The organism is Streptomyces odontotermitis (assembly GCF_050510915.1).
Taxonomy (GTDB): domain Bacteria; phylum Actinomycetota; class Actinomycetes; order Streptomycetales; family Streptomycetaceae; genus Streptomyces.
Genome location: NZ_JBNJLS010000007.1, coordinates 34,336 through 46,401 on the forward strand (window position 1 = coordinate 34,336; position 12,066 = coordinate 46,401).

Here is a 12,066-nt window from a genome sequence, read left to right on the forward strand (position 1 = left end):
GCGCGGACGGGTCACTACGCCGTAGCCGTCGGGGACTTGTGCAGCTCGATCAGCGTGCGGACGGGAGGCGGCAGCCAGTCGTCGGCCGACGGGTGCTGACGGGTGAGCCGCTCGATGACCTCGGCGGGGGCCGGCCGCGTCGCGGGATCGTGGTGGAGGCAGCCGCTGACGACGTCGACGAGCCGGGACGGCAGCAGCGCGAGGGCGGACTCCAGGGACTCGCCGTCCGCGGGCACGGCCCCCGCCGCGTGGCAGAGCACCATGCCGAAGGCGTAGACGTCGGTGGCGAAGGTGACCGGTGCGCCGGTGAGCTGCTCCGGGGCGAGGAAGCCCCGGGTGCCCACGACGTGGTCGGTACGGGTGAGGGCGGTGGCGTCGAGGGCTCGGGCGATGCCGAAGTCGATGACGCGCGGGCCGGTGTCGGAGAGCACGATGTTGCTCGGCTTGAGGTCGCGGTGGACGATGCCGCACTGATGGATGCCCTCCAGGGCCTCGGCGATGCCGATGGCCAGGGTCTGGAGGGTGCGGGCGGGGAGCGCGCCGTGCCGGTTCAGCACGTCGTGCAGGGACGGACCGGGAATGTACTCGGTGACCAGCCAGGGAGGGTCGCCGTGCGGGTCGGCGTCGACGACGGACGCGGTGTGGAAGCCGCCGACCTTGCGCGCGGAACTGATCTCGCGGCCGAAGCGCTGCCGGAAGGAGGGGTCGGCGGCCAGCTCCCGCTGGATCACCTTCACCGCGACCAGGCGCTCGCCCGGCGAGTGACCGAGATAGACGGTCCCCATCCCGCCTTCCCCCAGCCGCGCCGTCAGCCGGTAGCGGTCGATGCGGCGCGGGTCGCCGTCCTCCAACGGGCGGTGCGCGGGCGGGAGTTCGGCCCTCGGTGCGGGCAGCGGCGCGGTCCGTGAGGGGGCCGCCCGTGGGGGCGCGGCGGCCGGGGCGGGCCGGTCGGGCACGGCGCGCGCCCGCCGCTCGGCCGGTCCGCGGTAGGAGGCGGGCGGCTCGATCGCCTTGAGCTCGACGCGGTTGAGCCGGATGCCCCACTTGACTGCGGCCGCGTCGAGGATTCCGTGCAGGGCGGAGTTGATCTGCTCGCGCGAGACCAGGACACGGTCCAGGTCCATGCCGCCGAAGATGTTGCGGAGGTTGGTGATGACGAGCTGCTCCATCGCCTGGATGTAGCTGCTGATCTCGTAGGTGGCCGCGCGGGGGTCGACCACCTGGTAGTAGAGGACGGTGTCGACGTTGGCCACCAGGTTGTCCTGGGTCCGCATCGGCTGCGGCGGGAGGGGCACGACCTGTTCGCGCAGGTCGATGCGGCTGCGGATGGTGTGGACGAACGGGACGACGAAGTTCAGCCCCGGGTACAGGGTGCGCCGGTAGCGGCCGAAGCGCTCCACGATGGCGGCGCTGGCCTGCGGGATCACCTGGATCGTCTTGAGAAGGCTGATGAGGGCCAGTAGCACCAGAATGATCAGGACGATGATCATTGGCTCCATCGCTGCTCCCTCTGTTCGTCAGGTATTGAGCACCACGCACCCGCGAGCCCGGAGACCCTGGACGGCAGCGTCGCCCTCGGGCACCTCGTTCCAGCGGAGGTCGAGCTTCTCCAAGTGGGGCAACTCTACGATCCACGGGGGAAGTTCGCGCAGCCGATTGCCCCGCAGATCGAGCCTGCGCAACAGCGGAAGCCCGCGCAGCGCCCCCGGCACCTCCGTGAAGGCGTTCTCGCGCAGCTCCAGTTCGCGCAGCTCCCGCAGTCGCCCCGCCGAGTCGGGGAGCTCGGTCAGGGCGTTGCCGCGCAGCCACAGCTCACGCAGTGCCGCGAGGTCGCCGAGCGCGCGGGGGAGTGTGGTCAACTCATTGTGCTGGGCGCGCAGTTCGACGAGGTCCGACAGGCCGCCGAGGGAGTCCGGGAGTGCGCGGAGGCGGTTCTCGCCGACGTTCAGGTAGGTCAGCCGGTCCAGGCGGCCGAGCGTCGCGGGCAGCCCCGTCAGGTGGTTGTCGTGGACGTAGAGGCATCCGTCCAGGGGGAGGGTGGTCAACTCCTCGGGCAGAGAGGTCAGTTGGTTGTGTCCGAGGTCCAGCGTGCACAGGGAGCGCAGGGTGGCGAGGCGGGCGGGCACGTGGGTGAGCGCGTTGTCCGCGAGGATCAGGACGCGTACGTCCGGGTGGTCCCAGATCTCCGGGGGCGTCTCGGTGAGGCCGTCGCGCCAGTACGAGAGGCGGGTGCCGTCGGGGCTCTCGGTCACGGCCACGGCAGCCGGCGCTCCCGCGTCCCGGCCGCCGCTCGCGGATGCGTGAGGCGGGTGTGGCGGCGGTCCTTGGCGCGCTGCCGGGACTCGGCCCCGGCGAACACCTCGATCCCGTGCAGCAGTTGACGCAGATCGTCGTCCACGAAGCTCCTTTCCGTTGCGCGCCGCTGTGCACGTGGTCGGCGGCGCCGGGTCGCGCTTGGGAGGTCGGGCTCTCGTGCCGGGTCGGTCGTCCCGTGCGTGGTCGGGTCTCCCGTGCGTGGTCGGGCCTCCCGTGCGGGCTCGGTCTCCCGTGCGAGGCGGGGCCGCCGAGGCCGGGCCCGGCCGACCACGCGGGGCCCGGGCGCCCCCGCGGGCGTCACCTGTGCATCAGCTAATGGGTGGCCGCGACCTTATCATTAGGTCATGCCCGACTCGTCGCTCGCTCTGGACCTCGCCCTCACCATCCGCCACGACGGCAACGGGGGCGTGACCGACGACCTCGACGCGCCCGCCGGGCTCACCGCGTGGGTCCGTGAGCGCTCGGCTCAACTGCCCCTGCCCGACGGCTCGTTCGTGGCCGACGACGCCGTGCTCGGTGCCGTCCGCGAGCTCCGCGCCGCCGTCCGTGCCCTCTTCGCCCGCGCCGTCCGCCCCGGCGAGCCGAGCCCCGCCGACGCCCACCGGCTGCTGCCGCTCCAGGACGCCGTCGACCGGCTCAACGCGGCCGCGGCGCGCGTCCCGGTCGTGCCCGTCCTGCACTGGCCGGAGGCTGGGTCCGACCGCGACCGCGACCCCGGCCCCGATGCCAAGGGAGGGCCCGTGCGAGGGCCCCTGGGCGGGTCCGTGAGCGCCCCGCCCCTCGTACGGGAAGAGACCGCCGCCCAGGCCCCGGCCCCCGACCTGCTCACGGCCGCCCTCGCCCGCGCCGCCCTCGCCTTCCTCGCCGGGCCCGACCTGCCGCGCCTGCGGGCCTGCCACGCGCCGCGCTGCGTGCGGTACTTCCTCAAGGAGCACCCGCGCCAGGAGTGGTGCAAGCCCTCCTGCGGCAACCGGGCCCGGGTGGCAAGGCACCACCAGCGGCACCGGGACGCGGGCGGCACGGGTGGGGTGCGAGAAGGCTCCTGAGCGGGTCTGAGCAGTCCTGAAGCTTCGCGGAGGCCGCCCTCCGGGGGCCGTGCGGGCGTAGGCTGAAGTGCCGGGGGGCGTGCCGTGGCCTGCTGCGCGCGCCCGGCGCACCACTGTGGCAGGGGGTGCCCTTTGGAGCCGCGACCTCTCACCAGCGACCGCCGCACCCTCTTCGAGCGCGACCGCGAACTCGCCGCGGTGAACGAGGCGTTGAGCGACCTGTGCGGGCTCCCGCACCACGGTCCGCCGGCCCCCGACCGGCCGCGCGGCGCCCTCCTGGCCTTCGAGGGCCGCGCGGGCCTCGGCAAGACCTCGCTGCTCGCCGAGGCGCGCCGCGCCGCCACCGCCAAGGGCTGCACGGTCGCCGCCGCGCGCGGCGGCGACCAGGAGCGGCGCGTCGCCTTCCACGTCGCCCGCCAGCTCGTCCAGCCGCTCCTCGCCGGGATCCCCGAGGCCGAACTCCGTGCCACGCTGGGCAGTTGGTACGCCATCGTGGGCCCCGCCCTCGGCCTGTGCGCCCCGACCGGTGGCGCGCCGCCCGACCCGCAGGGGCTGCGCGACGGCCTCGACTGGGTGCTCACCGACCTGGCCGTGCGCCGCGCCCCGCTCGTCGTCACCGTCGACGACGCGCACTGGGCCGACGCCGAGTCCCTCGGCTGGCTGTGCGCCTTCGCGCCGCGCGCCGAGACCCTGCCGCTGCTCCTCGTCGTCGCCTACCGGCCCGAGGAACTCCCCCCGTACGCGGAGGAGTTCAGGCAGCTGCCCGGCCGCTCCGGCCGCCGTCCCATCGCCCTCGAACCGCTCAGCGCCATGGCCATCGCCCGCCTGGTGCGCGCCGGGCTCGGCGCCCACGCCGACGAGGCGTTCTGCCGCGAGTGCTGGGCCGTCACCGGCGGCAACCCCTTCGAAGCAGTCGAACTCACCGCGAAGGTCCGCGACCGCGGCCTGCCGCCCAACGAGGCCGGAGCCGGACTCCTGCGCGACCTGGCCGCCGCCGTGAAGGGCAACGGACTCGCCGCGCGCCTGGAGCGGCTCGGCACCAGCACCGTCCGCTTCGCCTGGGCCTGCGCCGTCCTCGGCACCGCGATCTCCCCGGCACACGCCGCCTCCGTCGCGGGCATCGGCGAGCGCGAGGCCGCGGACTGCGCCGACCGGCTGCGCTCCGCCCGCGTGCTCGCCGGACCCGAAACCGACGCGGACACCCTGGAGTTCACCCACCCGCTGGTCGCCACCGCCGTCTACCAGTGCATCCCCTGCGGCGTCCGCGTCGCGCTGCACGGCCAGGCCGCCTGGACCGTCGTCAACGCCGGGCTCGGCGCGCCGGCCGCGGCCCGCCACCTCCTCGAGGTGCACCCCGACGGCGACGCCTGGGTGGTGCGGCAGCTGCGCGAGGCCGCCCGCGCCACCGTGCGCGCCGGTGCCCCCGAGGCCGCCCGCCGCTACCTCGCCCGCGCCCTGCGCGAACCCCCGCCCTGGGGCGACCGCGCCGCCGTCCTCTACGAGTTGGGCTGCGCGTCCCTGCTCACCGAGCCCGCCACCACCGTCAACCATCTGCGCGCCGCCCTCGAAGAGCCGCTCCAGGACCCGGAGTTGCGCCACCACATCGTCTACCGGCTCTCCCAGGTCCTCGCCCACGCCGACCGCCTCGGCGAGGCGTCCGACACCCTCGCCCGCGAGCTGCGCGTCACCAGCGATCCCCGGGTGCGCCTGCGCATGCGCGCCGAACAGTTCATGTGGGACGCCTTCCGCGCCGACGAACCCGACTCGCCCGCCCGCTCCAGACGCCTGGCCCGGCTCGCCGACCGGCTGGCGGGGCGCGACCTCACCGAGCGGTACGTCATCGGCCTGCGCGCCTGGGACGCGATGCTGCGCGCCGAGCCCGCCGCCACCGTCGTACGGCACGCCGAGCGCGCCCTCGTCGGCGGCCTCGGCTGGGCGGAGGAGGACCGCGGCTTCGAGGTGCCCGTCCTGGTCGCCCTGACCTTCCTGTACGCGGACCGGCCGGGGCGCGCCGAGGAGCTCTTCGCCGCCGGGATCGCCGACTTCGAACGGCAGGGCTGGCGCGGCGCCCACCTGTCCTTCGCGTACACCCTCCTCGCGTACGTCCGCTACCGGCGCGGCCGGCTCGCGGAGGCCGAGGACTTCGTGCGCGCGGGCCTCGGCCTCGCACGCCGGGTGGGGCCGAGCACTCCCGCGCACTGGTACGCCGTCGGCATCCTCATCGAGGTCCTGCTGGCCCGCGGCCGGGTCGACGAGGCGCAGCGCACGGCGCTGGCCCACGGGTTCGAGGCGCCGTTCCCCGCCGCCGTGGTCTTCCCCGACGCGCAGACCGTGCACGGCGAACTGCTCCTCGCGCGCGGCCTCGCCAAGGACGCGGCGGCCGAACTCGCCGCCGCGGGCCGCCGCCTGGACCCGCGCGGCATGCGCAACCCCGCGTGGTGCCCCTGGCAGCTGCACCTCGCGCTCGCCGAGGCCCAGGAGGCGCCCGAGCGCGCCACCGCCACCGCGCACGCCGCCGTCCGGCGCGCCCGCAGGTTCGCCACCCCCTCGGCGGTGGGCCAGGCGCTGCGCATCACCGCCGAGGTGTCCCCGGGCGCGGCCCGCGTCAAGCTCCTCGAGGAGTCCGTCGGCCACCTGGAGCGGTCCCCGGCAGCGTACGAACTCGCCTGCGCCCTCGTCTCCCTGGGCGGCGAACTGCGCCGCGCGGGCCGCGCGAAGGACGCCGCGGAGCCGCTGTACCGGGGGCTCGACACGGCGGTGCAGTGCGGCGCCGACGGCCTCGTGGAGCGGGCCCGCGACGAGCTCGCGGCGGCCGGGCTCCGCCCCCGCCCGCTGCGCGGCCCCGAGACGGACACGCTCACCCGCGGCGAACAGACCGCCGCCGAGCTCACGGCCCGCGGCCGGTCCGCCGCGGAGGTCGCCGAGACCCTGCACACGGACGAGGCGACGGTGACCCGCCTCCTGTCCTCGGTGTACCGAAAGGTGGGCACGGACCGGAACGGGCTGGCCTCGGTGCTGGCGCGAGGAGAGGGAAGGGGAGGGGGAGGGGCGCTGTGGGAGACCCGGCCGGAGGCGGCTGAGTGAGGGTCCGCGGCGGGCTGAGCGCGGCGCCCGGACCGGGGCGGGCGCGGGCTCTGGCGGGCCGGGCGAGAGGCCCGGGCGAGGTGCCGCCCCCGCGCCGGCGACCCGCGCGGGCCACGTACCATTGGCGCATGTCCTTCCTCCGCCGCCGCAGCTCCGCCACTCCCGCGGGCCCGGACTTCGACGTCCTGGCCATGGACCCGGGTGACTGGCCCGGCAACCTCGGTGCGGGGCTGCTGCCCGCGCCCGACGGCAGCTGCCAGGGCGTGTTCCTGCGCTACGACCTGTTCGGCGGCCGTGGCCCGGCGATGATCATCGGCAATCTGCCGGAGGGCTCCCCGGCCCGCGACCTCCCCGAGGGCGCGGTCCCCTTCGAGGTGGCCCAGCTGCTGCTTGCGCTGGAGAACGACGAGGAGATCTCCGTCGTCTCCACCGAGGACATCCCGGTGATGCAGGGCGACAACCTCCTCATCGTGCGCCGCCTCAAGCTCTCCGAAAGCCGCATCTCCTGCGTGCAGTTCGACCGCAGCGACAACGTGCTGGTGACGATCGCGGCCTGGGACCGGCCGATCACCGACGACCTGTACGCGCTGCTGAAGCCGCTGCCCGCCGAGCTCTTCCAGCAGGGCTGAGCCCCCGGCGACGGAAGTCCCGCAGCCCGCGAGCCCCACCGGAGTCCAAGCGACGGCCACCTCTGTCCAAGAGGTGGCTTTGTCATGTGCCTTGTCAGGTGAGTCATCGGACTTTTACCGTGACGGCCCATGACACCTGGGATCACGCGCAGGACGACGATGCGGACAGCGGTGGCGGCGACAGGGGCCCTGGCGGCGGGGGCGCTGGGCGCGCAGGGAGCGGCGGGGCAGGCCGCCGGAGCTCCGCGGGAGGGGAGTCGTGAGGGAAGTCATGAGGGGAGGGCCGGAGCCGATTCATCCGATGACCTCGTGCTTTGGTACGGGACTCCCGCCGCCGACTGGGAACGGGAAGCCCTCCCCCTCGGCAACGGCGCACTCGGCGCCATGGTCTTCGGGACCCTCGCCTCCGAACGGCTCCAGTTCAACGAGAAGACGCTGTGGACCGGCGGCCCCGGCGCGCAGGACGGCTACGACTTCGGCAACTGGCGCACCCCGCGCCCCGGCGCCCTCGACGCCGTCCGCGCCGACCTCGACGCCCAGGGCAGACTCGACCCCGACGCGGTGGCGTCCCGCCTCGGCCAGGCCAAGCGCGGCTACGGCGCCCACCAGACCTTCGGCGACCTCCACCTCGACCTGAGCGACCCCGGGGAGGCAGGGGCACATCCCCACGCCGCCCTACCTCCCCGGCCCCGCTCGGCAGACACCCCAGACGCCCCCGGGCCCGACTACCGCCGCACCCTGGACCTCGCCGACGCCCTCGCCACCGTCACGTACACCCACCAACAGGCCCGCCACACACGGGAGTTCTTCGCCTCGTACCCGGACGGTGTGCTCGTCGGCCGCCTCGCCGCCGACCGGCCGGGCGCCGTCACCTGCACCCTGCGCTACTCCTCGCCCCGCGCCGACTTCACCGCGAAGGCCGACGGCGACCGCATCACCGTACGCGGGCAACTCGCCGACAACGGGCTGAAGTTCGAGGCTCAGCTCCGCGTCCGCCAGGAGGGCGGCACCCTCACCCCGCACCCCGACGGCAGCGTCACCGTCACCGGCGCCGACCACCTCTGGTTCGCCCTCGCCGCGGGCACCGACTACGCCGACACCTACCCCGACTACCGGGGCGACGACCCGCACGCCACCGTCACCCGTACCGTCGACGCCGCCGCCACCCGCGGGTACGACGCGCTCCGCGCCCGCCATCTGCGCGACCACCACGCCCTGTTCGACCGCGTGCGCCTCGACATCGGCCAGGCCCTGCCCGCCGACACGCCCACCGACCAGCTGCTCAAGGGCTACACGGGCGGGGCCTCCGCCGCCGACCGCTCCCTGGAGGCCCTCTTCTTCCAGTACGGCCGCTACCTCCTCATCGCCTCCTCGCGCCCCGGCTCGCTGCCCGCCAACCTCCAGGGCGTGTGGAACCAGTCGACGACCCCGCCCTGGTCCGCCGACTACCACACCAACATCAACCTCCAGATGAACTACTGGCTCGCCGAGGCCGCGAACCTCCCCGAGACCACAGCTCCCTACGACCGGTTCGTCACGGCCCTGCGCGCACCCGGCGAACGCACCGCCAAGGAGATGTTCGGCTCCCGCGGCTGGGTCGTCCACAACGAGACCAACCCCTACGGCTTCACCGGCGTCCACGACTGGGCCACCGCCTTCTGGTTCCCCGAGGCCGCAGCCTGGCTCACCGCGCAGCTCTACGAGCACTACCGCTTCGGCGGCTCCACCGACTACCTGCGCACCACGGCGTACCCGGCGATGAAGGGCGCCGCCGAGTTCTGGCTCGACAACCTCCGCACCGACCCGCGCGACAACACCCTTGTCGTGACGCCGAGTTACTCGCCCGAGCACGGGGACTTCACCGCGGGCGACGCGATGGCCCAGCAGATCGTGCACGATCTGTTCACCAACACCCTGGAGGCGGCGACCACCCTCGGCGACTCCGCCGCCTTCCGCGCCGAACTGAAAGAAGCCCTCGACCGGCTCGACCCCGGACTGCGCGTCGGCTCCTGGGGCCAGCTCCAGGAGTGGAAGGCCGACCTCGACGACCGGGGCGACGACCACCGGCACGTCTCCCACCTCTACGCCCTGCACCCCGGCCACCAGATCGAGGCGGGCACGCAGTGGGCCGACGCCGCGAAGGTGTCCCTGACCGCACGCGGCGACGGCGGCACCGGCTGGTCCAAGGCGTGGAAGGTCAACTTCTGGGCGCGCCTGCGCGACGGCGACCACGCGCACAAGATGCTCGCCGAACAGCTCAAGTCCTCGACGCTGCCCAACCTCTGGGACACCCACCCGCCGTTCCAGATCGACGGCAACTTCGGCGCCACGTCCGGCGTCGTCGAGATGCTCCTGCAGAGCCAGCACGACGCCATCGAGGTGCTGCCCGCCCTGCCCGCGAGCTGGCCGGAGGGCTCCGTGCGCGGACTGCGCGCCCGCGGCGGCGCCACCCTCGACATCGACTGGAAGGACGGCCGGGCCACCCGCGTCGTCCTCACCGCGAGCCGCACCCGCCGACTCACCGTCCGCTGCGCGCTGTTGAGCGGCGGTACGCGGACCTTCAAGGCGCGCGCGGGCAGGCGCTACGTCTTCGAGTGACCCGCCTGAAGACACACGTCGGGCCCGGGCCTGCCCCCACGCAGACCCGGGCCCGACCGTTCGGGGCGGCCGCCTACTTGCCCGAAGGCAGCACCTTGACGTCGGCGGCCCGCACATACGCGATCCGGGCGCCGAACTGGATCACGTAGTAGGTGTCCTTGCCGCGCACCACCCGGTGCGGTTTCGTGTCGAACGTCGGCGCGTACAGGTACTCGCCCGGCACCTTGTCGCCGACCGCGTACTCCTGGCCCGCGAGGAGCTTGTACGGCAGCGGCGACACCGTCTGCACCGGCACCTCCTTCGGGTACGCCTCCTTCTCCGGGTAGGCGCGCCCGTACACCGGGACGTCCGCGCTGCCGTCCTTCGGCGTGACGACAAGTCCCTTGGCGTCCACGGCGGTCGGCTGCTTCTTCGGGTTCTTGAACCACGCCTTCTGGCCGAGGTACCAGACGGCCGTCCAGTCGCCCTTGCGCTCCGCGACCGCGTACTGCTGGCCGGTGGTCAGGCGCGCCGACGTGTCGTTCACGTCGATCGTGGAGTCGCTGCCGTCCGGGTGCTTGCCGATGTCCTTGATCAGCGGCGCGTCGTCACGCGGCTCGGTGTGGACGCGCACCGCGCTCGAACCGTGCGGCACACAGACCTCGCCGGGCTTGACGCAGCCCGTGTACTCCGGCTGGTTCGCCGAGTACTTCGGGTTGATCGTCACCAGGCCGCCGTCCGGGCCCGCCGTGCGGTGGAAGGGCTTGCCGAGCAGGTCGAAGTAGTGCGCCCAGTCCCAGTAGGGGCCCGGGTCGGTGTGCATGCCCTTGATGGTGGCGGTGGTGGTGCCCTGGACGTTGTCGTGGCCGATGATGTGCTGCCGGTCCAGCGGGATGCCGTACTTCTTGGCGAGGTACTTCACCAGGCGCGCCGAGGAGCGGTACATCGCCTCCGTGTACCAGGTGTCGGGCGCGGCGAGGAAGCCCTCGTGCTCCAGGCCGACGGACTTCGAGTTCACGTACCAGTTGCCCGCGTGCCAGGCGACGTCCTTGGCCTTCACGTGCTGGGCGATGTGCCCGTCGGTCGAGCGCAGCGTGTAGTTCCACGACACGTAGGTCGGGTCCTGCACCAGCTTCAGGACACCGTCCCAGCGGCCCTCGGTGTCGTGGATGACGATCGTGTCGATGCTCTGGCTCTTGGGCCGGTCGGCGAGGTCGTGGTTGCCGTAGTCGTCGGTCCCGTCCGGGGCCTTGAACTCCTCGTAGGGGGCGGGGATCCACTCGCAGGACACACTGGCGGGGCACTCGGCCTCGCCCTTGGCCACCTTGCGCAGACCCATCCGCTCCAGCTGCGCCGCGTCCGGCTTCGCGAGCGCCGGCTCGGCGGGCAGGGCGACGCGCTGGCCGGCGTCGGTGGTGCGGGACTGGCCGTCGCGGATCACGGCGAACACGTCGTTCGCGTACGTCGCCGCCGTCGCCTGGTCGTCGGCGCCGGGGAACGCGGCGATCGCCCCGTACCAGTCGGCCGGGTCGTCGCTGAGCTCCTTGCCGAGCTTCTTCTGCGCGGCCGCGAGCAGCGCCGCGCCGCCGCGCACATTGGCGGTGGAGTCGGTGCGCAGCTGCTCGGCGGAGATGCCGCTCACCTCGGCGGCGTGCCGCAACGTCTTGAGCCGGGCGGGCAGTTGGCTCTCCTTCGGCACCTTCCCGTCCGGGGCCTCGGCCGCCCGGACGGGACGTGACGCGTCGCCCCGCGGGTCCTCGTCGCTGTCGGCGTGGTGCTCGCCGGCGGAGCGGGCGAGCGCGGTGCGGGCGTCGGTGAGGTGCATCGGCCCGTAGCCGCCGGTGACGCTGGGAGCCCCGCCGTGGTCGTCCCAGCGCGACTGCAGATACGAGACGCCGAGCAGCACGCTCTGCGGCACGCGGTACTCGGCGGCCGCGGCGGCGAACGCGCCCTGCAGCCGTGCGGACGAGGCGGCCGAGGCCGACGACGCCTGTGCGGGCGCGCTGTTCGACGGGGCGGCGCCGAGCAGCGGCAGCAGCAGTCCGGCCGACGCGAGGGCGCCCGCCGTCCTGATGGTGCGTCTGCGCGGGGCGTGCGGGCGGTCGGTGGCGGATCCTCGCAAGGCAGCCTCCTGGGACGGTGGAGCGTGAATGGGGCGTGCGGGGGCCGGGCGTGCGTCAGTGGTACCGGCTCTCCGACGATCCGTCAATCATGCCCAGGAGAAGGGATTTCCCATGTCAGGACGGTCCCCGGCGGTTTTCGCCAGGGGCGGCCGCCCGCCTGCGGCGCGTCAGTGGCATGGACCAATGAGCAGCAGAAACGCTGATCCGCCGGTGCGACAGAATGTGAGACGCGCGCCCGCCGCCAGTGGTCCGGTCCACCTGTTCGGGGGATGCGCGTACGCGTAGGCAGGC

At 73.9% G+C, this 12,066-nt stretch carries 8 protein-coding genes and 1 pseudogene; 4 read left to right on the plus strand and 5 right to left on the minus strand.

Annotation, left to right across the window (positions count from 1 at the left end):
• Positions 1-14: 14 nt before the first annotated feature.
• From ACQB60_RS21075 to ACQB60_RS21090, 4 genes and pseudogenes are all read right to left on the minus strand, one after another.
• Positions 15-956: a serine/threonine-protein kinase gene (locus ACQB60_RS21075; protein ID WP_496927949.1), complete on the minus strand. Its 942-nt coding sequence runs from the start codon at positions 954-956 to the stop codon at positions 15-17.
• Positions 939-1,499, minus strand: a pseudogene (locus ACQB60_RS21080) (SPFH domain-containing protein); the annotation flags it as partial. The gene ACQB60_RS21075 and the pseudogene ACQB60_RS21080, both read right to left, overlap by 18 nt.
• An 18-nt stretch (positions 1,500-1,517) precedes the next feature.
• Positions 1,518-2,258 (minus strand): leucine-rich repeat domain-containing protein, encoded by a 741-nt coding sequence (locus tag ACQB60_RS21085; protein WP_496927599.1) that lies wholly within the window; start codon positions 2,256-2,258, stop codon positions 1,518-1,520.
• Positions 2,249-2,398 carry a hypothetical protein gene (locus tag ACQB60_RS21090; RefSeq protein WP_496927600.1) on the minus strand — a complete coding sequence of 50 codons (150 nt, stop codon included), beginning with the start codon at positions 2,396-2,398 and terminating at the stop codon, positions 2,249-2,251. Before ACQB60_RS21090 ends, ACQB60_RS21085 begins: the two co-directional genes overlap by 10 nt.
• Before the next feature lie 262 nt (positions 2,399-2,660).
• On the opposite strand from ACQB60_RS21090, the gene ACQB60_RS21095 reads away from it, so the two are divergent.
• The 4 genes from ACQB60_RS21095 (at position 2,661) to ACQB60_RS21110 (ending at position 9,673) form a co-directional block, all read left to right on the plus strand.
• A complete protein-coding gene (locus ACQB60_RS21095) occupies positions 2,661-3,362 on the plus strand; it encodes a CGNR zinc finger domain-containing protein (RefSeq protein ID WP_496927601.1) in 702 nt (233 codons plus the stop codon).
• Positions 3,363-3,494: 132 nt separating this feature from the next.
• Positions 3,495-6,446, plus strand: coding sequence for an ATP-binding protein (locus ACQB60_RS21100; RefSeq protein ID WP_496927602.1), 2,952 nt, complete (start codon positions 3,495-3,497; stop codon positions 6,444-6,446).
• Between the two features lie 128 nt (positions 6,447-6,574).
• A complete protein-coding gene (locus tag ACQB60_RS21105; RefSeq protein WP_384837712.1) occupies positions 6,575-7,075 on the plus strand; it encodes a glycosyltransferase family protein in 501 nt (166 codons plus the stop codon).
• A 309-nt stretch (positions 7,076-7,384) separates the two neighbouring features.
• On the plus strand, positions 7,385-9,673 hold the full coding sequence (locus ACQB60_RS21110; RefSeq protein ID WP_496927603.1) for a glycosyl hydrolase family 95 catalytic domain-containing protein: 2,289 nt from the start codon (positions 7,385-7,387) through the stop codon (positions 9,671-9,673).
• Positions 9,674-9,746: 73 nt separating this feature from the next.
• Here ACQB60_RS21110 and ACQB60_RS21115 read toward each other — a convergent pair whose 3' ends face one another.
• Positions 9,747-11,774: an N-acetylmuramoyl-L-alanine amidase gene (locus ACQB60_RS21115; RefSeq protein WP_496927604.1), complete on the minus strand. Its 2,028-nt coding sequence runs from the start codon at positions 11,772-11,774 to the stop codon at positions 9,747-9,749.
• Positions 11,775-12,066: the final 292 nt, after the last annotated feature.